Raw genomic sequence first — 21,338 nt, 5'->3', positions numbered from 1 at the left:
CAAGTCAGTTGCTCTACCAATTGAGCTAAGCCGGCAAATAAATGGTGGAGGTTAACGGGCTCGAACCGCTGACCCTCTGCTTGTAAGGCAGATGCTCTCCCAACTGAGCTAAACCTCCATTTTCTAGTGCTCCCTTATAATAGCATACGGATATGCACTCGTCAAGCAAAAAAATAAAAAGAAAATAGAAATTTTCTAACCAAAATTTTTATTTCTTTTTATTTCATCATTTTCGCAATATAAAAAGCCATCATATATGGAAATTTATCTTCAAAAGTATCTAAATCATTATTTAATAACTTCTTAATCTTTTCAATACGATAATTGACAGTATTACGATGAGTATACATATTTTTAGCAATTTTTTGTGGACTTCCATCATATTTTAAATAATAATACAATGTTTTTTCTAATTCTCCATGATGTTTTTGATCATAACGAATCAATACATCCAGTAAGTGATGATACATATCAGAAAGAATCTTTTGATCTTGAATAGAAAATAAAATCTGATAAATTCCCATCTCGTCAAAACACATAATATTTTTTTCAAATAATCTTGCTAGAGCAACTGCTGATAAAGCTCTTTGATAGCTTAAATGTAATTGTCTGATATCCGACATCTTTGTTCCAATTCCAACATACAAAGATTTGACTTTCATTCTTCCTTTAGCACGACGATACATTGAATGAACAAGATTCAAAAAAACATCTTCTAACAAATTATTAACAATTAAAACATAATAGCCATCATACCAGAAAAAACTATAAGGACATTCTATTTTTTCAAAATAAAGCTGCAACTGCATGGATAATTTTCTTCTTTCAATTTCACTATACTGACTGGCATCTTCAATATCTATAAGCAAAACTTGAAAACTGCCATCTACATCAAAATGTCGCATAAGTTCCACTCTGTTTTCTTCAATTGTTCGTGGATCACTAAAAATATTTTGAAAATATTGTGTAATCTGATAATCTTCTCTTTGTGAAAATAAACAACGCATACAAAAATCTTTAATTAAATCCATCATGTGAATATGCCATGGTGAAACAAGTAAAGGAAAATCATTAGCTTCACAATAATCTAAAACATCTTGGGGAACTTCAAATATATATTTTCCAGTATTAATAATCAAACCAACACTATGATATTTGACAAGATATTCAACAAGTTCTAATAAAGCCCCTTCTTTTTGAAAGCCAACCCCACTTGTCACAATCAATTCTTTACCCCATAATTGCTGAATCGTCGTTGTATCTTCTATCAGATGAACCCAGCTCATCGCATTAGCACAACCTTTTTCACCACACAACAATGTTAATTGATATAAGTTTTTTGTTTCATTTAAAGCATCTTCGATTGTAAATCCCATACTCTCACCCACTCTCTTTTATTATACACTTATATTTGTGCAAATTGCACAAAAATCAACAGATATATTTATATTCTCAGCTCCTTTTCTTTTATCAAAAAAGACATATAATATAAGTGTCAATAAAAATTCATCATCATAGAGGAGGTAAAATTATGAACGTTTCTTTTGATTATTTCTCATTAGTCCAACAACCTAAAACTTGCCCTTCTTGGGTGAAATGTGAGAATTATTTTAATTGTGCGAGTTTTTCAAAATTCTTCTCTTTATTCTACAAATAATAGAAATAACGTGGCTAAGCCACGTTATTTTAGTATAGATTGTAATTTTTGATAATGCTTAAATGTCTGTTTTTCTGTCTGATCACTTATAACATACCATCCCTCTTTCGTTTCTATCAAAACATAAGCGGGACTATTTGTATAGCTATACAGACGATAAGTTCCTAGTTCATCATTTTCATATCTTCCTGCCTCAATTTTTGCATTATTTACACCATTCTTCTTTCTTCCAACATCAAAATCTTCACGATATTCTATTTGAACAATATCCTCATAATTCACCTGTGAATCAGAAACAAGTGAACCAGATAAGTGTAGTGAAGTGCTTTGATATTCAATTTGAATATTTCCTGTAAACATCACAAAACATATCAATCCACTTATCAATAAAACAGCTATCATACTTCCTATCAGTGAACGATTTAATTTTTTAACTGGAACAATAGTGGCAAATTTACTTCCTATCAAAATAATAGCGATTCCTATAAGAAATGAACCAATCATCAAATAAAGTCCAAGAGAGTCAAAAATCATCAATGAACCTATTCCTAAGGTTACTATAAGTAAACCAACACCGACAATACGACATAGCTTTTTTTCATTATATTGTGCCTTTTCTTTTGCACTGGCTGTATTATATCCAGCAATTAAAAAACTACCTTTCCCCATCAACAACAAAAGCGATACTATCAAAAATATAATAAATAAAATGATACCCATAAAATTTCCTCCTAAAAGATACCATGATTATATTTCATCTGAGCATAGATCATCATAACAATCCCGACAACAAGTCCAATGACCACACCTATTTTACCTAATATAAATAAATGAAATAAACGAGCCAAAAGATTCATCAAACAACCTAGACCAATTATTAACATACCTGTCCCCATTGTTTTGGCATAGTCCTTAAGATTTCCTTCTTGAATACGTCTAAGATGATAGCTATGAATAGAAGATACATTTCCTTTAAAATGTGCCTTTGCTATCACAAAACATGCTATTGCTAGGATTAAAGATGTTATATTTTCTTTCATTTCATGTATAATCCTGCTAACTGATAATTTTGATCAAGTGTAATCGTATAAGTCACACTTCTTTTTTGATATAATGCCACAATTTCACCAATGACACAAATATAACCATTTTGATTAACTTCAACATATCTTTCGCTTGTAATACGTTGAAAATCACCTAATTCACCTAATGATTCTAAAGCTTCACTTAACGAATGTTCTGTTAAAGTTTGTGCCATTGTTTCATCGCAACGTTCAATCAAACTTTGTTCATCTAAAGGTGAAACATCTAAAATGACTTCTGCCATGATTTGAGCCACTTGTTCTTGTTGAAAATAGGAAGAATCTTGAAGGTCAGTATACTCTGGAATCATAGAACGTATAAATAGAAAAACAGCTAAGCCCACGCCAACAAGAAGACCTATGATAATGATAATCATTTTTTTATGTGAACGAGGTGGTTGCACACCCATATTTTCATTAAACTCTCGTGCTACTTCTTCTGGTGCCCCCATTCTTTGTATAATATCTTCTAAAGATTCTCCCTGTTTCAACGCCATTTCGATATCGTTTTCTAAATCCAGCTGAATCTTTCTTTTCTGTTGTCGAGAACATCCCAATAATCTTATAACTTTTTTAATATATTGTTTTTTATTCATGATTCTCATCTCCTAATATTTCATCAACTGCTTTGACATATCTTTTCCATAATAATTTAAGAGCCTTTAATTGTTCTTTTCCTTTTTCAGTTAAGCAATAATATTTTCGAGATGATTCTTTATTTTGAGGTACACTCCATTGACTTTCTACAAGTCCATCATCTTCTAAACGATATAATATAGGATAAAGTGTTCCTTCTTTCATCTCAAACATGCCCTGACTCTTTTCTTTCATACATAAAATCATTTGATAACCATACATTTTTTCTTTTAAAAGAAGTTGTAAAACTAATATTTCTAAAATTCCTTTCTTTAATTGTCGTTCATATCTTTCATTCATTGAATCACTTCTTTTCTATTTAGTATTACTAAATATATTGTAATACTTAAATATATTATTTTCAATCAAAAGCATAAAAAAAGATAAGTTTTAATAACCTATCTCTTTCTATCAATGATGACTTTGTATATGAATCATCACATATTCTGATTGAGAACCTGTTCTTAAAGGATAACCCCATCCTGCAATACCTGAGGAAACAATGACTTGCATAGAAGACAGTTGGCGATAACCATAATTCATTTCACCAAAGCCCAGCCATTGACTTAAAATACCTACAGGAAAAATCTGTCCACCATGTGTATGTCCGGAAACTTGCAAATCAATCACTAGCTGATTATTTTTTTCTAAGTCTACTGGCTGATGATCCATCAACAATAAAAACTTATCATGAGATATATCTTCGATTATTGTTTCTAAAGGAAGTCTTTGATGACTACGATCATCACGTCCAATCAAGACAATATCATCATGAATAGATACCACTTCATCACATAAAATATGAATATGACAATCTTCTATTGTCTGTTTCAACATTTCTGGTGTAAAAGCAGGTTTTTCAACATATAAAGCTTGATCATGATTACCATATACATAATAAATACCATATTGACTTTCAATCATTGATAATGTTTCAAATGTTTGTTTCATTTCCTGATATGATGTTCTTTCATCAACAATATCTCCACCCAACAATACCAGATCCGGTTTTTCTTTAGATATATCTTGACAATACTTCTGGAGCTTTTTTTGATTCATGGTCGTAGGAAAATGTAAATCACTTATAAAAGCGATTGTATAATCTTTTGATAATGATTTCGATGTTGTAACTGTATAATGAACAGTTTGTACATCTTGCATATGATAATAAGCATATCCTAAAAGAATTGCTAAACAAAGTAAAGGAATCACTCCTAAATGATAAATCTTATTTAACAATATATTATGAACTTTTCTTTGATGTAAAATCCACATCACAAGATCACAGATTAATGCAAAAGCAAACAAATGATAAACAACAACAGCCCAAAAACGAAAAAGATTATATGCTGGTAAAACAAAAAGCAAAGCAAAAATCCAGCTGAAAAGACGTATAAATATGTTTGGATGGGGATAAAAGCATAGAATGATTCTTCGAAAATAAAATTGAAAATACAAAATAGGTGGAATAAGAATGAAAAAGAATAAAATAGACATTGATTGACTCCTTTCATTGAATATGGAAAATAACCTACATAGCGTAGGTTATTTTAACTGCATAATAAAGAAATAAAACATATTTTTCCCACGAGGAATTTCATAATGTTCAACAAGTGTGAGATATCCTTCCTGTAATCTTAAATTTTTACGTACCAGTGAGATTTCACTTGTATATAGAAAAACATAGCCTTTTGGTTTGACAAGACGATGAATACGAGCAAAGAAACGGTCATAGAGTTCATGCAATAATTGAGGATCGTTCATTTGAGGTAAAGTTGGCATATCTGTAATGATTTCATCAAACATTTCATTGTTTACAAAACGCAGGGCATCTTTATGCACAAAATAAATGTTTTGTCCTGCTGCTTTACTATTCTTTCTTGCTGCTTCAATTCCTTTACCAAAAACATCTATTCCCATCGCAAATTTTGAAGGTACAACATAATTTTTTTCAATCAACAAAGTTCCACAACCAACAAAAGGATCAAGCACCTTTCCTTGTTCTTTCATATAAGGTTTTGCAAGTTGTACAAGTGTTGCAGCAATATAAGGCTGCATTGAATTAGAAATAATTTCACGACGATATTCAAAACGAGAACTTTTTAAATGCGTTAATCTCAAATAAGCATTAACCTTATCTTTTTTCATTTCTTTAAGCACAATTTCAATATCATAACCATCAGTTGTATTCAACAGACGATCTGGATAGAGTTCAAAGATCTTTTGTGAAACTTTTTTAATTAAAGCAGGATGTTTTTCTCTTGTTTCATCCGCAACTCTAAAATAAAACAATGAATGATCATCATAAAGTTTATCTAAAATCGTTTCTAAATGACATCTTTGAAAACCAGCCATAATACTATCCAAATCAATATTTAACCCTGTAGCTCCAGCTAAGGGAATCAACATATCATGATAAGTTCTAATATTTAAAAGATCGTATAAAGAATCTGTACGTACCAGAACTCCTTGTGTCACTGGTTTATATTTTAAATGCAAAACAGATTCAAATAAAACAAACTGATAATAAGGTAAAGATGTTAAAACAACATCAACTGGTTCGTGTTTTAATTTAATGATTTTACGTTTATGTACCTGATTTTTTAAAATCAGGGGATTCAATATCTTTAATTGTGCCTGAATATGTTTTGTCATTTCAGAAGCATGAATCAATTGATTTTGAATATCTTTCAATCTTTGAATATAGGCACGACAATCTTGCTGGGCAATTCCAGTCAAATAGGCTTCTTTGACATATTCTGTTTGTTCTTGATCATAGGCATCTAATAATATATTGACAGTATTGGCATATTTTCCAAGTAATATGGCACTGTTTTTACGCACTTTAGGATCTTCATGAGATAAAAATTCAATTAATTTCTGTTTGAATTGTTGATCTTTTTGAAGTAAAGAATCACATTGAGATGATGCTTTTAAACGAATCAGTGACTCTCTTATACTTTCATTTCTTTTTATACTATTAATTAAATCCATACGACAACCCTCTCAACTAACTGTGCAATATTATACCATATTTCAACAATTTATCCAACTGATTTTAGGTAGTGTCACATAAAAAGATAGAATCCTGAACATTTGTACATACATATCTTGATTTTGTTTCATTTGTTGATAAAAAAATGCAACCTTTTTTTCATCAAGTAAATCTTGTAGTAAACATTCAAAAAAATAAGAAGGATATAACATTCTAGCATATAAATAAATGATTTCATAAACATCAAAGTAATGTGTTTCTAATATATTTTGTAATTGAACATATGTGATTATTTGGCTTGATACTAAACATGAAAGATGCCTCATACGTGTTGAAAAAATATAACAGCAGGGATTAAGAAGTTCATAAACATATTCAAAAAAAGGCTGTGTCAAAGATAAAGACACAGGCAAAGAAGCCTGTTTATCAATCTGTAAGATATAATTTAATATATTAATACTGTTTTCTCCAAGACCACAATAATAATAAATGAGTGAAATAATATCTTGGTCATGTTTAAAGCTGTAAGCATAGTCTTTGACTTTTTCTCTAGCCTGATCAATCTTACAAATCCACTGTTCTTTAATCTGTTGAACTTTTAATTTAGGAAATCGGTAGATCATCATTGTCTGATGAATATATTGTTTTAATGAGAAATGATCTTTTTGATAAAGAAGCAACACATAACCCTGTGTAAATAATTCCTGATAAATATTTCTAACAATTTCATAACCTTTCATACCACATTGATGCATCAAATAACGATAATAATGATATCGATTTAAAAAGTCTTGGGGTTCTTGAACCAATGATAAATAATAAAGCTGTCCTCCAACATAGAAATAACCTGTTGAATCTAAAGAACAATCTATATGATAATACATTTTTAATAATTCTTGCACTTGCATTCTTCTTTCTATGAGGAATAAACCAAAGGAACTTGTCCTTGAAAAATTTCTAACAAAATAGGAATAGAAATGACTTGAGTATGATATTGTTCAAAAAAAGGATAAATCATGGCTATATTCATTTTAATATCAATGGAGAGTTCAATCATGACATGATTGACACCATAATTTTCAATTTTTTTTGAAATGCTGCTACCGACACTGGACAGGTGCTTATAAGTCAATGGGATGGATGGCAGCATCAAAAAGGAAGGAAGATGAAAAAGGGTATTCAAAGAAAGTGAAGCAATGATACCTGTCTGACTGACTTCTTCCATGCGTCTTTGGTAATAACTTTCATCTTGAGCCTGATATGTGCCATTTTCTATTTGTGAATATATATTTTCTATATCCAAAACAATTCTATTGGCTAATTGATTGACTTTAACCATATCAAAATCAAGCAATGCAATTTCATTTTCTTCATTTCTTTCAATAATAACCAGTTCATCATATTGTTTTTGATCTGTAAAATAACTGTGTGAAATCACCAACTGATTAAAGCGTTCTATTTCCATCTGACCATATTCTTTAATAAAAGGAATCAATTGTACATAAACAATTCCCAGCCCAGTCATCAACAATAAACATAAAACCACAACAGTAATGATCCACTTTTTCATTCTCTTTCACCAAAATATTATATGTTTCTCATATCAAAAAATGTCATATTACTATGACATTTCATGAATAATCTCATCTAAAGGATAATCGTATACATCATAATCAATATGATCAACATATTGAAAAGAAAAAGCTAAACCCATCTTATAACCATGAAAATTTCTTTGAAAATAACGATCATAATAACCTTTTCCATAGCCAACACGATAGTTGTTTTGATCATAAGCCAACAAAGGAACAAGCATACAATCAATGTCCCCAGGCTCTATGAAATGTGATGTTACAGGTTCAAGGACATGAAAACATCCTGAATGAAGTTCATCAAGCGAATGAATTTCATAAAAATTCATTTGTGACCCTTCTACTTTAGGAACACATACACGCTTATGTAATAACAAGGTCTGAATAATCGCTAAGGTATCTACTTCACGAGGTAAAGATACATAACAACCAATGATTTTGGCTTCTTGAACACGAGGATGAGTTAATACCTTAGAGAGTATTTGTTGATTATATAAAGAAAACGTCTGTGATGTCAGTGCCAGACGTTTTTCTTTCATAATCTTACGTAACAGTTGTTTATCCAATACTGTTTTCTCCCATATCCAGTTTAATAAGCTGGTTGAGCTCAACTGCATATTCCATCGGTAATTCTCTTGAGAATGGTTCAATAAAGCCCATGACAATCATTTCTGTTGCCTGTTCTTTTGTTAAACCTCGACTCATCAGATAGAAAAGCTGATCTTCAGAAACCTTTGATACAGTTGCTTCGTGTTCAATGATGGATTCATTGTTCAACATCATATTTGTAGGAACCGTATCACTTGTTGATTGTTCATCTAAGATCAATGTATCACATTCTACCTTACTTTTTGAATCAATGGCATTTTTTTGATGTCTGACAAGACCGCGATAGTTCACTTTACCACCATTACGAGAAATTGATTTAGAAATAATCTGACTAGATGTATGAGGAGCCAAATGAATCATTTTTGCACCTGAATCCAAAATCTGATGACTATCAGCTACAGCAATCGTTATACAAGTCCCTTTTGCACCTTCGCCAGCTAAAACACAAGTTGGATATTTCATAGTGACAGCTGAACCAATATTACCATCAACCCATTCCATTGATCCATTTTTATAGACTTTGGCACGTTGTGTCACAAGATTATAAATATTCTTAGACCAGTTCTGAATGGTTGTATAACGACATTTTGCTCCTTCTAAAACAACAATTTCTACAACACCAGCATGTAAGGAATCCTTAGAATAAGATGGTGCTGTACACCCTTCTACATAATGAATATCTGATCCTTTATCTACAATAATCAAAGTTCTTTCAAACTGTGCCATTCGTTCACTATTGATTCTAAAATAAGACTGTAAAGGCTTATCAAGTTTCACACCTGGTGGAACGTAGATAAATGAACCACCTGACCAGACCGCACCATTTAAAGCAGAAAACTTATTATCATTATAAGGAATGACTGTATCAAAATATTTCTTAAAGATTTCTGGATATTCTCTTAAACCACTATCAATATCTAAGAAAATAACCCCTTTTTCTTTAACTTCTTCCAACATATTATGATAAACAACTTCAGATTCATATTGTGCTGAAGCTCCGGCTAAAAATTTTTGTTCAGCTTCAGGAATTCCTAACTTGTTGAAGGTGTTTTTAATTGTTTCAGGAACTTCATCCCATTTATCAGATAAATGATCACTTGGACGATTGTAATATGTATATTCATCAAAATTCATCTGACTTAAATCAACACCCCATGTTGGCATTGGTTTTTCTAAGAAACATTTTAAAGATTTTAAACGATATTCCAGCATCCATTCTGGTTCTTTTTTTATGGCTGAAATTTCTCTGACAATATCTTCATTTAAACCTTTAGGTGTTTTAAAAACAGATACATCTTCATCTTTAAAATCATAATCATTTTTCATTGAAGGAATATCCATATCTATATTTGCCATATCTATTCCTCACTTTCTTTCATCAATGCGACTAATCCATTCCAGCCAAGCGTTGCACATTTAATACGATTGGCCTGTTTGTATGTATTTTGAAATGCAATAGCTTCTTCTAAAATTTCTGGATCATAATCTTTTTCATAAATCATATTCATATAATTATCAATGATTTTTTGTGCTTCCTGTTTTGTTTTTCCTTTGACAAGTTCACTCATAATAGATGTTGAAGATGTACAAATTGCACAGGCTTCACCATCATAGCGCACATCTTCAATTTTATCTCCATCAAATTTGACTTGAATATCTAAATTATCAATACATGTTTGGGAATTCATATTAATTTTCAAATAAGAATCATCATCCACAAGTCCACGATTACGTGGATGTTCATAATGATCCATAATAATTTCTCTCAATAATTGAGGATCATTTAAAGAATGCATCTAAAAAATCATCTCCTTTTTTACATACCTCAATAAAAGCATCAATTTCTTCTTTCGTATTATAAAAATAAAACGAAGCACGTAGAGTTGTTGAAACTTTTAAAAATTCATCTAAAATTTTCGCACAGTGCTGTCCTGCTCGAATAGCAATCCCATAGCTATTAAACAAACTTGCAGCATCCTGTGAAAAAACTCCTTTTATATTAAAGGCAATAGCTCCCATAGAATGAGGATTATACACTTGAACATTATCCAGTTGCAACATTTTTTGTATACAATATTGTCTAAGTTCCTGTTCATATTCATGAATATCATTCATGCCTATTTTCATTAAATACTGCATAGCTGTTGCAAGACCAATGGCACCTTCAATATGAGGGGTTCCTGCTTCAAAACGATAAGGTGGATCTTTTAAAGTGACAACTCCACAACTGTTATAGCGTGAATTGGCTCCACCACCTAAACGTGTCGGTTTCATATCTTTTAGTAAATCATATTTTCCATACATGACACCAATACCTGTAGGTCCACACATTTTATGCCCTGAAAAAGCTAAGAAATCTATATCAGTATCTTGAACATCAGTAACTTGATGAGGAACACTTTGAGCACCATCAACCACAACTACAATCCCACGTTCATGAGCAAACTGGCAGATATCTTTCATCGGTGCCTGATATCCAAGCACATTGGTTACTTCCGCCACAGCAATAATTTTTGTCTTTTCTGTGACAGCTTTTTGAACGTTTTCTAAAGTTAAACGTCCTGTTTCATCTAGATTAATATAATGAACTGTTGCCCCTGTTAAACGTGCAACATCAAACCAGGGCAAAGTATTAGAAGCGTGTTCAGCAACAGTAATTAAAATTTCATCATTGGCTTTTAAATGCGTTAATCCATAGCCATAGGCAATCATATTTAAAGAGTCTGTTGATCCTGAAGTAAAAACAATTTCTTCTTTTCTTTTTGCATTGATAAATTGTCGAACAATCTCTCGGCTCTGTTCATAATGCTCATCAACTTCATGGGATAAATCATAATCTCCACGATGTGCGTTTCCAGAATAATTTGTTAAATAATCACACACACTCTCAATAACAACTTGTGGTTTTAATGTTGTTGCACCATTATCTAAATAAATCAATGGATGTCCTTGCATCTTTTTGCCATTTAACATTGGAAAATCTTTTCTAATTTGATTGACATCAAACATTTTAAGCACCTACCTTTGATAAGGATTCTTCAAAATGCTTTTTCATCATTTCATTATCAATAACTTCTACAACTGGCATTAAATATCCATAAGTAATAAGCTGCATGGCCTGTTTTTTACTTAAACCTCGACTTTGGAGATAATAAAGATGTTCTTCATCCATTTTCCCTACTGCAGCTGCATGAGAAGCCTGAACATCATAGTCATCAATGTATAAATAAGGATTCGCACAAGCCTGACAAGATTCATCAAACATCATAATTTTATTGGTCTGATGGGCAGCTGAGCCATGTTGCCCTTTGGTAATCGTTCCAATTCCATCAATCACAAGTTTTGCCTGATCTTTCACAACACCATAATTATCCATTTGACCATGTGTCATAGGTTGATTATGCTGAATAAGAATTTCATAATGTTTGCTTTCTCTATCCTTAGCAAGAATGGCTGTACGCACTTTTGCTGAAGCTTCTACCCCATCCAGATAGAAGTGATAAACACCTTCAAAAGCGTCATCAGACAACTCAGAATAACCACATTGACAACTTGCATAAGCCTCTAAATAAACATCTTCGTGACTTTGGGATGATTGTGAAAGATTCTCACTAAAAGCATGGACAGTAGCACCTTCATCAAGACGCATTGTTTTATATAAATGACACTGTGATGAAAGAAGTTTTATTTCAATGAGATCAACCTGACAATATGCTTGAAAATGCATATCCATATGTAAATCTTCCTGTCCATCATAAATCATATAAAATGTCACTGGCTGTTTATTTTTGAAAGTTAAAACACCCTCTTGATAAAAAACATCCTGTGGTAAATGCATTTGAGAAGATGTCTTTGATGAAAGAATCAGATAATAAGATTGAGGTTGTTGTAGGTCAATAAAAGGTTTGATCCTAGTAAGCAATTGTTCTGATATCATTTTATTGTCCCTTTTTTCCACAAGCCTCTAAAATAATAGGTTGTCTTTCATTCTGTTCAATTTCATAACCTAATTCTTTCACCCATTCATAACCTTCCTGATCAATCTTTTCAATCAATTCATATCCACCACTCATCACAATTTGTCCCTGAACTAAAACATGAACATGTGTTGGTTGCACTAATTCAAACATTCTTTCATAATGTGAAACCATTACACAGCCAAAATCATCACTACGCATAGAATTGATAGCTTCAGCGACGACTCTTAAAGCATCTACATCTAAACCTGAATCGATTTCATCAAGTAATGCAAAACGTGGCTGTAAAAGCTTCATTTGTAAGATTTCATTACGTTTCTTTTCACCACCAGAAAAACCTTCATTCAAATAACGGTGTGCAAGGTTTTCATCCATTCCTAATTCTTCAATATTTTTATCTAACATACGGATAAATTTGAATAAAGAAATAGGTTCTTCTCTTTTGGCATTGATGGCTGCTCTTAAAAAATCAGAATTTGTAATACCCGGAATTTCTTGAGGATACTGCATTCCCAAAAACAATCCAGCTCTTGCACGTTCATCAACACTCATAGCCAGCACATCTTGTCCATCAAGTGTGATCTTTCCATTTGTAACCTTATATTTAGGATGTCCCATAATAGTAGAAAGTAATGTTGATTTTCCATTCCCATTAGGGCCCATAATTGCATGAACTTCACCTGTGTGAATTTCTAAATTTAATCCTTTTAAAATTTCTTTTTCTCCTACTTCTACATGTAGATTTTCTATTTTTAAAGTCGACATAAAATCGCCCCTTTCGAAGATATATTTTACGTAATTTGTTTATTCAGTCAAGTGATACGATAATTAAATTTATTATGACCTCTTTTTATGAATGAATAACTTATAAAAGACAGCAATTGCTGTCTTTTAACAAATACCACAAATGATTACTAATAAAATAAACAGGACTAAAATAAGTGTAAATGATCCTTGATGTGCTAACATATCCATTCCCCCTTTATAAACATAAATAATATAATAATGATAAATAGACATAATACGATAATAGTTTCACTTGTTAAACCATCTGAATGTTCTTTCATAATCATTCCTCCTATGCACACTATATATTATGGTAAAATCATCGTAAATTTTGTGTTCTTGCCTACAAAAGTTGAAAAAATCTAAAGATTGTGTATAATAATATTGTTTATATCAAGGAGGTTCTTATGAAACAAAAAAAACTTATAAGTTTTGCACTTGCTGGCATTCTTTTATTAAGTGGCTGTAGTTCAAAAACTGTCCAAGAGGATGGAAAAGATGTTGTTGCTGCTATTGACAAAACAAATCTTTTAGCTGATGATCTTTATCAAGATTTAGCTACGTCAACTCAGGGAAAACAAGCTTTATTTTCTTATGTTTTAGATCAGTTAATTCGTCAAAATTTCCCGGCAACTGATGATATGGAAGAAAATGCTGATGAGTTGGTAGAAAACATTGAAACCAATTATGAAAATCAATATGGTGATACTGCCCAGGAAGAATTACAGAATGCCTTAGAATCAACAGGTGTTAAAAATATGGAAGAATATCGTGATTCTTTAGTTCAGTCTTTGCAATATGCTGAATTCTTAAAGAAATATGTCAATGACCACTTCGATGAAGTCTTTGATGATTATTATCAACAGGCAACACCTCGAATGATTTCTTTAATTAAAGTTTCTATGAGTGATCCAGAAAATCCTACTGAAGAAGAAAATGAAAAATTAAAAGAAGTGGAATCACTATTAAAAACAAATAAAAGTTTTGAAGACATTGCCTATGATTACTCTGATGATGATAATACAAAAAGTGCCAAAGGTCATATCGGTATTGTTGACAAAAAGACTGATTTATCAAGCACATATGGTGATGAAGTTCAAACTATGGCTCTAACATTAAAAGAAGGTGAAGTCAGTAAAAAAATTCAAGGCAGTGATGGTTGCTATTTCTTAAAATGCACAAATACTAATAAAGAAGATATAAAAAAGGAATTAAAAACTGTTGATGTTGATTCACCTTTATTGACATATGATGACTATATGGTTTATCTTGCTTTCCAGACATACGAAATTGAATATCATGATGATACGATTAAACAAACAATTCAAGATATCATTAAGGAAAATATAGATATTCGCAATGATGCAAGAAAGGAGAACGCATAATGAAGAAAGTTGTTATGTTACTTTTATGTGGTAGTTTACTATATGGATGTTCTTCTTCACAATATAGTGTAAAAGTTTCTGATCATGAAGATGCTTTGGTGACTGGAAGTGAATTAAATATTACAAAACAAGATTATTTTGAATATCTGTTACAAAATTATGGAGCACAAACTGTCGTTTCATCAATGCTTGATAAGATTGCTGATCAAGAAATAACAGATCAGGACAAAATTGATCAGTTAGTGAAAGAAAGAGAAGACGAATATGCCGAGTATGCAAATGGTGATTTAGAACAGTATGCCAAAAATCTTGGCTATGAATCAAAAGAAGATTATTTGAATGAAGCCTTGATTCCAGAAGTTAAGCAGGAATTATTGCGTGAAAAATATATTGAAGAACATCTTGATGATTTCATCAAAGATTATCAAGTATGTAGTTTTAAAAAAATTGTTGTGGAAAAGGAATCTGAAGCTTTAGAAATTATTGAAAAAGCAACTGATGAAAAAGCTTTTGATCAATTGATGGAAGACTTTGGAAGTGATAGTGAAGACGCTGGTGTTGTGACAAAGAATTCTGCTTTAGATGATAATTTAAAAGATAAATTATCTGATTTAAGTCAAGTTGACAAGGATGGAGTTTACAGTCAAGCCATTAAATTGAGTGATGATAATTATGCTGTTGTGTATCTTTATGATACTGCCCATAAAAATACTGATGGCATCACTTCAGCTCTTGCCAGTGATGGTGAAGTGCAGGAAAAAGCTGAAGGTGCTTATTTAAAACAATATCATTTTGATGTCTATGATGATTTATTAAAGACAGAAATCAAGGATATTTCTGATAATTATTTGGAATAAGGCTTTCCCTTATTCCTTTTTTATTGTAAAATATAGAAATAGGAGGTATGGAAAATGGATAATTGTATTTTTTGTAAGATTGCCAATCATGACATTCCGGGTAAAATTATTTATGAAGATGATGTCTGTATGGCTTTTCTTGATTTAAGTCAGACAACAGATGGACATACTCTTGTGATACCAAAAAAACATTATGCTCATATTTTAGAGGTTGATCAACAAACCTTAGCTCATATGATGGATATTGTTCAAAAAGTTGCTTTACAAATTCAAAGTACACTTCATGCCAAAGGATTTAATATAATTACAAATATGAATGAAGTTGCAGGACAAACAGTTCATCATTTTCATATTCATATTATTCCTCGTTATGACCAGCATGATGGATTTGAAGCTCATTATTTAGATCGTAGTCAAGATGCCAATTTAGATGATATTTACCAGAAAATAACAGGATTGAAATAAACAAGAGTATTATAACTCTTGTTTTGCGTTTCATACTAACAAAGGAGAATACAATGCGTAAAATAAGAATAAATATGTTATCGAATGCTGATAAAGTGCATGGTCAAGGTGTCGGAAGTGCCTATCTTGAACAAGTTGCCTTAGTCAAGAATGAATTAAATGAATATTTTGATGTAGTGATTAACGATTCTAAACCTGCTGATATTATTCATTGTCATACAATCTTACCACAATATCTGATGAAGATGAAAAGAAATAAAGGTGTCAATGTAGCCTATGTCCATTTTTTACCAGATACTTTAGATGGAAGTATTCAATTACCGAGTTCAGCATTAGCAGTATTTAAAAAGTATATTACTCATTTTTATAATACTGCAGATTATTTAATTGTTGTGAATCCTATTTTTATTAAAGATCTGGTACGTTTTGGTATTGATAAACATAAAATTCAATATATTCCTAATTTTGTTTCTAAAGAAACTTTCTATAAACAGGAACAAAATCATATTCTTCAAACAAGGGATCAATATCACATTGATAGAAAGCAATTTGTTGTTTTAGGTGTAGGTCAAGTACAAACACGTAAAGGTGTTAAAGATTTTATTGAGGTAGCGAAAATGTTACCAGATATTACTTTTGTCTGGGCTGGAGGTTTTTCTTTTGGAAAGATTACAGATGGTTATGAAGAATTAAAACAGTTGTATGAAAATCCACCTCAAAATGTTCACTTTATTGGTATTATTCCTCGCGAATCCATGAATGATATTTATAATATGGCTGATATGCTTTTTATGCCTTCGTATAACGAGCTTTTTCCTATGTCAATATTAGAAGCTATCAATAGTCAAAAACCTCTTTTATTAAGGGATTTAGAACTTTATGAAGACATTCTTTTCCATAAATATTTAGTTGCAGATAATAATAAGGATTTTGCTCAAATCATACAAAATTTAAAAAATGATTCATCCCTCTATCATCAATATCAACAAGCATCTTATGAAATAAGTCAATATTATTCTAAAGAACATGTTAAAGAAATGTGGAAAGATTTCTATCTTCACATTGCACAAAAAAAGCTCTTATAAGTTATCAAAACTTATAAGAGCTTTTTAATCATACATTTTAGGTTTATATATCATTCTATTATCTAATGAAAAGACTCTCTTAGATGTTTCTCCTGCTTCCAGAGTTTCCAATGTTTTATCAAACATATTCATTCTAGCATCCATATTATCAATCATATGCAACATTTCTGCTTCTCTAATCTGTGGTAAAACAGGTGAACCAAATTCATTTTTTCCATGATGAGATAAAATCATATGCTGTAATAATGTCACTTCTTCACCTTCAATATTCAACTCTTTGGCAGCTGCATAAACCATTGATTGAGCAATAGAAATATGTCCAAGCATTTGTCCTTCAAAAGTATAGCTAGGAACAACAGGTCCACTCAATTCAACTGTTTTTCCAATATCATGAAGTAAAATACCTGCATATAATAAATCAGCATTCAATTCTGAATAAACACTCATCAAAGCATCAGCAACTTTCAACATAGATAATGTGTGATAAGCTAACCCTGATGTAAAAGCATGATGATTTTTGCTGGCAGCTGGATAAATCTTCATCTTTTCAAAGTTTTGTTCTATAAGATGTTTTGTAATAACATAAAGCTTAGGATTAGAAATACGCTGAACATATTGTTTCAATTCAGTCATCATCATCTCATCATTCATTGGTGCTTTTGCTAAAAACTGCAACTGTAATGAGTGCTGATATGAAACATCATCTATAGAAATAATTTTCATCTGACGATTATCACTATACTTAATAATATCACCTTTTGCTCTGACAACAGCTCCTGCCTTTAATGATTCAATATGTTCCTGACTGGCATTCCATAATTTAGCATCAATTGTCCCAGTTTCATCTTGAAAAACAATACTTAAATAATTACTTTTATGTGCACCATTTGTCTTTCCTAAAGTGATATGTGAAATCATAGCTGTAAATTCTACATTATCATCTCCACATTTCATATCTTTAATTTTAATCATTTGTGTCCTCCCATAATTGTTCAATAATTTCTAAAACATCATCATATTCATATCCTTTTTGGACAAGAAAAGTAATAATTTTACTTTTTAAAATATGAGATTGATATCTATTTTTATAACGATTATAAACACGATAATATTCTTTAGTTAATAAATTCATAGTGTGTTCTTTAGGTATTGAAAAATCGAAATTCTCAATAGCTTTTTCTACAACATCTTGTGAAAAACCTTTATTAAATAATTTATTTCTGATGGTTTGAATTAAAGCATATTGAGGTCTACTTGTATTTTCATTATAAAGCTTTTGAACTAACTCTATCGCCTTATCATATTCCAAATCTTGTGAGTATTCCTCTAAAAACTCATCAATAATAAAAGGCGAAACACCTTCTTTTTTAAGATGGTGCATAATCTTATTTATTCCCATCCCTAATCGAGTTGCTTTTTGAAAATAACTCTGTGTATATTCAACATCATCAATAAGATTCTTTTGCATTAATAAATCCATTGTCATTTCAACTTGAATATCATCAAAATCTCCTTTATCCATCAGTTTCTTTTGCATTTTCGCATAAGTATAATCTTTATACGTCAAATATTTTAAAGCTAGTTTATATGCTCTAGAAACCTGCTCCTGATCTTTTAATGCATCTAATTCTTCTCTATCAACAACCTGACCAACTGATAAACCATAACGTTCTATGACTTGTCCAGAAAGCGTCAACAAAATTTGATGATGGTCAAATTGAAATGCGACAGTATATTGATGATTATTTTCAGGAGTGATAGATACAACTTGATAACAGTAATGGTGCTTTGATAAAGCCAATTCATATGTCTGAATTATTTTTTGATAAAAATTTTCACTGCTATATTTTTGTGCATCATTTCTAGCTTGATAAGAAAGTTGTTGAAGATCACTTTGAGAAAGCTGAATAATTTTTTGAACCAAATCTTCCTGATTTTTAAAGAAATAACCATTTTGCCCATCTACAATAACGCCATCCAGATTTTTATCATAACGTGCTAAAACAGGCAAGCCACTAGCCATTGCCTCTATAAAAGTCAATCCCTGTGTTTCCGTCATAGAAGCTGATACAAATAACTGTGCAGCATGATAAAATGAGGGTACATAAATGCTTTCTTTTGGGCCTGTAAAAAAGATAAAATCCTGTAATTTTTTTTGTTGAACAATCGTTTTCAATTCCTCTAATTGAGGTCCTCCTCCTACAATCATTAAACAAATCTTTTGATTAATTTTGACTATGTCTTGCATTGCATCAATAAGAATCTCTATACTCTTTTCAGGAGCAATACGACCTAAAAATATTACAACAAATTTATCTTGTAGATGATATTGTGTTTGGATATCATCTACAAGTTTCTGATTCTTATTTTCAATTGAAAATGATTCTAACTCTAATCCTGTAGGAATAACATGGATAGAATTGGTGATGCCATATGTTTTTAACACATCTGCCGTTTTTTGAGAAGGAACAATCAATTCAGAACAACTATTTCCATATATTTTAGAAATTTTTTCAATGATTTTTTTAGCAGCCTGGTCAACTGCTTTTAAATTGCCAGGTGTAATATAATGAGAATAATCAGCCCACATCGTATGATACGTATAACATACAGGAATATTTAAAATTTCACCCGCAATTTTTCCAAAAATACCAATACCAAATTCTGTCTGGACATGAATAATATCTGGCTGAAATTCTTTTAATTCTTTCATACCTTTAAATGAATATATATTAGATGCACGATATCCATATAATTTTTTTAAATCAATACCAGGTAATCGTAAAATATCTTGATCTTCATCTATATAATCACTATTGTGTGGTAATATTGTTGTCACCACTAGAACATGATGTCCATGCTTCTTTAATTCTTTTTTTAAAATGTGTGTAGATGTGGCAACTCCATTAATATCTGGTAAGTATGTGTCACTAAACAAAGCTATATTCATATCATTACTCCAATCTTGTACGATTAATTTCTTTATCTAATGAAAAGACTAATGCACCTATAATAAGACCCATATAATATGACATAAATCGCCATAAAAACATTGATGAAGAAACACCAACAGGTCCTAAAAAACTAAATAGTAAAAGGTAAACACCTTCACTTCCTCCACTTGCTCCGGGAATTGGTAAAAAAGCATTAATAAGATATATACATGAACACAATCCAATAAAATCCAAAAAATCTGCCATTGTGACATTTAAATTAAGAGCTTTAGCAGCAAAGAAAGGCATACTATATATAATTGTTAATTTGATAAAATTACATATACATGAACGAATCAAGACAGGTTTGTTTTTTTGTAAAAATTTTAATTGATCTCTAAAATCAGCTAAATAATTTTTAACTTTAAAACATGTTGATTCATAGTCTTTAACTATATGGACTTTATATAGTAATTTTAATACAGTATGAGTTAAAAAATTTTGTAAAATACGTGATTTGGCTCCACCAAATAGAGCTGCAATCACGATAAAATTAATCAAAAAACCAAGCATAACCAAGCTAAAAATAGCAGGTTGACTCATAAAATACTGATATTTAAATATTAACACAACACCCGTATAAATGACAAGTACACTTTGATAACAGATAAAACACATTAAAAGGATACTTGCAGAATATGTAGGTGCGATACCTTGCTTATTAAAAATATATACTTGAGCAAATTGTCCCCCACTGGCAAAAGGAGTAATACCATTAAAAAAAGTACCACTAATAGCATTAACAAAAGATTGTTTATAAGTATAATCTTTTTTGTATGCTCGTCCAAAATAGAGAAGGGAAAAAGCATCAAATATATAGTATAAAAACATAACTATAGACATTAAAACAATCCATAATATTTTCGCATGAGTAAAAGCATTGATTACTTGCTTCCACTGATTACCAATAGATAAACAAACGACTGTTGCACTAATAATGACTATAATAGCGATATTTAAAATATATTTTTTTTTACCATTTAACATATTAGCTAATAATTGCAAGCAATTATTAAATCCTCCCTTCTCTTTTATAATAATATAGAATAACGTAGAGATTTCCTATAATCATTTTACTACAAAAGAGCAATGAAGTGAATAAAAAAAGGACGGAACCAGAAGAAGACTGGACCGTCATGTGAACTGGCAGCGTGCTATTGTCGCAGTTGCCCACTATCTTCGCCGCTATGATGCTTAACTTCTGTGTTCGGCATGGTTA

General features: G+C 30.9%; 23 protein-coding genes and 1 tRNA gene. 4 read left to right on the top strand and 20 right to left on the bottom strand.

The window, feature by feature from the left end; all coding sequences use genetic code 11:
- Positions 1 to 42: 42 nt before the first annotated feature.
- The 17 genes from B5E75_RS12280 to B5E75_RS15115 form a co-directional block, all read right to left on the bottom strand.
- A tRNA-Val gene (locus B5E75_RS12280) sits at positions 43 to 118 on the bottom strand.
- Positions 119 to 218: 100 nt separating this feature from the next.
- Positions 219 to 1,376 carry a PucR family transcriptional regulator gene (locus B5E75_RS12275; protein WP_087359640.1) on the bottom strand — a complete coding sequence of 386 codons (1,158 nt, stop codon included), beginning with the start codon at positions 1,374 to 1,376 and terminating at the stop codon, positions 219 to 221.
- Between the two features lie 305 nt (positions 1,377 to 1,681).
- Positions 1,682 to 2,377 carry a DUF3784 domain-containing protein gene (locus B5E75_RS12270; RefSeq protein ID WP_087359637.1) on the bottom strand — a complete coding sequence of 232 codons (696 nt, stop codon included), beginning with the start codon at positions 2,375 to 2,377 and terminating at the stop codon, positions 1,682 to 1,684.
- A gap of 11 nt (positions 2,378 to 2,388) precedes the next feature.
- A complete protein-coding gene (locus B5E75_RS12265; protein WP_087359634.1) occupies positions 2,389 to 2,697 on the bottom strand; it encodes a hypothetical protein in 309 nt (102 codons plus the stop codon).
- The gene (locus tag B5E75_RS12260; protein WP_162607691.1) at positions 2,694 to 3,335 is read right to left on the bottom strand and encodes a DUF3887 domain-containing protein; all 642 of its coding nucleotides are present in this window, start codon (positions 3,333 to 3,335) and stop codon (positions 2,694 to 2,696) included. The genes B5E75_RS12265 and B5E75_RS12260 overlap by 4 nt, the downstream gene beginning before the upstream one ends.
- On the bottom strand, positions 3,328 to 3,675 hold the full coding sequence (locus B5E75_RS12255; RefSeq protein WP_087359628.1) for a PadR family transcriptional regulator: 348 nt from the start codon (positions 3,673 to 3,675) through the stop codon (positions 3,328 to 3,330). The genes B5E75_RS12260 and B5E75_RS12255 overlap by 8 nt, the downstream gene beginning before the upstream one ends.
- Positions 3,676 to 3,786: 111 nt before the next feature.
- Complete coding sequence (locus tag B5E75_RS12250; protein ID WP_087359626.1) at positions 3,787 to 4,872, bottom strand: metallophosphoesterase; 1,086 nt, start codon at positions 4,870 to 4,872, stop codon at positions 3,787 to 3,789.
- 48 nt (positions 4,873 to 4,920) lie between these two features.
- Positions 4,921 to 6,369 carry a methyltransferase domain-containing protein gene (locus B5E75_RS12245; RefSeq protein ID WP_087359623.1) on the bottom strand — a complete coding sequence of 483 codons (1,449 nt, stop codon included), beginning with the start codon at positions 6,367 to 6,369 and terminating at the stop codon, positions 4,921 to 4,923.
- Between the two features lie 42 nt (positions 6,370 to 6,411).
- Positions 6,412 to 7,278 carry a hypothetical protein gene (locus B5E75_RS12240; RefSeq protein WP_087359620.1) on the bottom strand — a complete coding sequence of 289 codons (867 nt, stop codon included), beginning with the start codon at positions 7,276 to 7,278 and terminating at the stop codon, positions 6,412 to 6,414.
- Between the two features lie 8 nt (positions 7,279 to 7,286).
- Positions 7,287 to 7,940, bottom strand: coding sequence for a sporulation protein YunB (locus tag B5E75_RS12235; protein ID WP_087359617.1), 654 nt, complete (start codon positions 7,938 to 7,940; stop codon positions 7,287 to 7,289).
- Positions 7,941 to 7,991: 51 nt separating this feature from the next.
- Positions 7,992 to 8,528 (bottom strand): 5-formyltetrahydrofolate cyclo-ligase, encoded by a 537-nt coding sequence (locus B5E75_RS12230; protein WP_087359614.1) that lies wholly within the window; start codon positions 8,526 to 8,528, stop codon positions 7,992 to 7,994.
- Positions 8,521 to 9,927 (bottom strand): Fe-S cluster assembly protein SufB, encoded by a 1,407-nt coding sequence (gene sufB, locus B5E75_RS12225; protein ID WP_087359612.1) that lies wholly within the window; start codon positions 9,925 to 9,927, stop codon positions 8,521 to 8,523. Before sufB ends, B5E75_RS12230 begins: the two co-directional genes overlap by 8 nt.
- A 2-nt stretch (positions 9,928 to 9,929) precedes the next feature.
- A complete protein-coding gene (sufU, locus tag B5E75_RS12220) occupies positions 9,930 to 10,367 on the bottom strand; it encodes a Fe-S cluster assembly sulfur transfer protein SufU (protein ID WP_087359610.1) in 438 nt (145 codons plus the stop codon).
- Positions 10,351 to 11,580: an aminotransferase class V-fold PLP-dependent enzyme gene (locus tag B5E75_RS12215; RefSeq protein WP_087359608.1), complete on the bottom strand. Its 1,230-nt coding sequence runs from the start codon at positions 11,578 to 11,580 to the stop codon at positions 10,351 to 10,353. Before B5E75_RS12215 ends, sufU begins: the two co-directional genes overlap by 17 nt.
- 1 nt (position 11,581) lies before the next feature.
- Positions 11,582 to 12,508: a SufB/SufD family protein gene (locus B5E75_RS12210; protein WP_087359606.1), complete on the bottom strand. Its 927-nt coding sequence runs from the start codon at positions 12,506 to 12,508 to the stop codon at positions 11,582 to 11,584.
- 1 nt (position 12,509) lies between these two features.
- Positions 12,510 to 13,313: a Fe-S cluster assembly ATPase SufC gene (gene sufC, locus B5E75_RS12205; protein ID WP_087359604.1), complete on the bottom strand. Its 804-nt coding sequence runs from the start codon at positions 13,311 to 13,313 to the stop codon at positions 12,510 to 12,512.
- A 126-nt stretch (positions 13,314 to 13,439) separates the two neighbouring features.
- Positions 13,440 to 13,517: a YjcZ family sporulation protein gene (locus tag B5E75_RS15115; RefSeq protein WP_081652836.1), complete on the bottom strand. Its 78-nt coding sequence runs from the start codon at positions 13,515 to 13,517 to the stop codon at positions 13,440 to 13,442.
- 224 nt (positions 13,518 to 13,741) lie between these two features.
- Here B5E75_RS15115 and B5E75_RS12195 point away from each other — a divergent pair, with 224 nt between their 5' ends.
- The 4 genes from B5E75_RS12195 to B5E75_RS12180 are packed head-to-tail and all read left to right on the top strand — an operon-like array spanning position 13,742 to position 17,126.
- A complete protein-coding gene (locus tag B5E75_RS12195; protein ID WP_087359599.1) occupies positions 13,742 to 14,719 on the top strand; it encodes a peptidylprolyl isomerase in 978 nt (325 codons plus the stop codon).
- On the top strand, positions 14,719 to 15,576 hold the full coding sequence (locus B5E75_RS12190) for a peptidylprolyl isomerase (RefSeq protein ID WP_087359597.1): 858 nt from the start codon (positions 14,719 to 14,721) through the stop codon (positions 15,574 to 15,576). The genes B5E75_RS12195 and B5E75_RS12190 overlap by 1 nt, the downstream gene beginning before the upstream one ends.
- Positions 15,577 to 15,630: 54 nt before the next feature.
- Positions 15,631 to 16,041 (top strand): HIT family protein, encoded by a 411-nt coding sequence (locus tag B5E75_RS12185; protein WP_087359595.1) that lies wholly within the window; start codon positions 15,631 to 15,633, stop codon positions 16,039 to 16,041.
- A 53-nt stretch (positions 16,042 to 16,094) separates the two neighbouring features.
- Positions 16,095 to 17,126: a glycosyltransferase family 4 protein gene (locus B5E75_RS12180; protein ID WP_087359593.1), complete on the top strand. Its 1,032-nt coding sequence runs from the start codon at positions 16,095 to 16,097 to the stop codon at positions 17,124 to 17,126.
- Positions 17,127 to 17,150: 24 nt separating this feature from the next.
- Here B5E75_RS12180 and B5E75_RS12175 read toward each other — a convergent pair whose 3' ends face one another.
- Genes B5E75_RS12175 through B5E75_RS12165 form a run of 3 tightly spaced genes read right to left on the bottom strand, consistent with a single transcriptional unit; the run spans position 17,151 to position 21,124 of the window.
- The gene (locus B5E75_RS12175; RefSeq protein WP_087359591.1) at positions 17,151 to 18,098 is read right to left on the bottom strand and encodes an HD domain-containing protein; all 948 of its coding nucleotides are present in this window, start codon (positions 18,096 to 18,098) and stop codon (positions 17,151 to 17,153) included.
- Positions 18,091 to 20,076, bottom strand: coding sequence for a glycosyltransferase (locus tag B5E75_RS12170; protein WP_087359589.1), 1,986 nt, complete (start codon positions 20,074 to 20,076; stop codon positions 18,091 to 18,093). Before B5E75_RS12170 ends, B5E75_RS12175 begins: the two co-directional genes overlap by 8 nt.
- Before the next feature lie 4 nt (positions 20,077 to 20,080).
- Complete coding sequence (locus tag B5E75_RS12165) at positions 20,081 to 21,124, bottom strand: lysylphosphatidylglycerol synthase transmembrane domain-containing protein (protein WP_241146669.1); 1,044 nt, start codon at positions 21,122 to 21,124, stop codon at positions 20,081 to 20,083.
- Between the last annotated feature and the right edge of the window lie 214 nt (positions 21,125 to 21,338).

This window comes from Massiliimicrobium timonense, from assembly GCF_002160865.1.
Classification (GTDB): domain Bacteria; phylum Bacillota_I; class Bacilli_A; order Erysipelotrichales; family Coprobacillaceae; genus Allocoprobacillus.
This window is presented reverse-complemented; position numbering and strand designations above follow the sequence as displayed.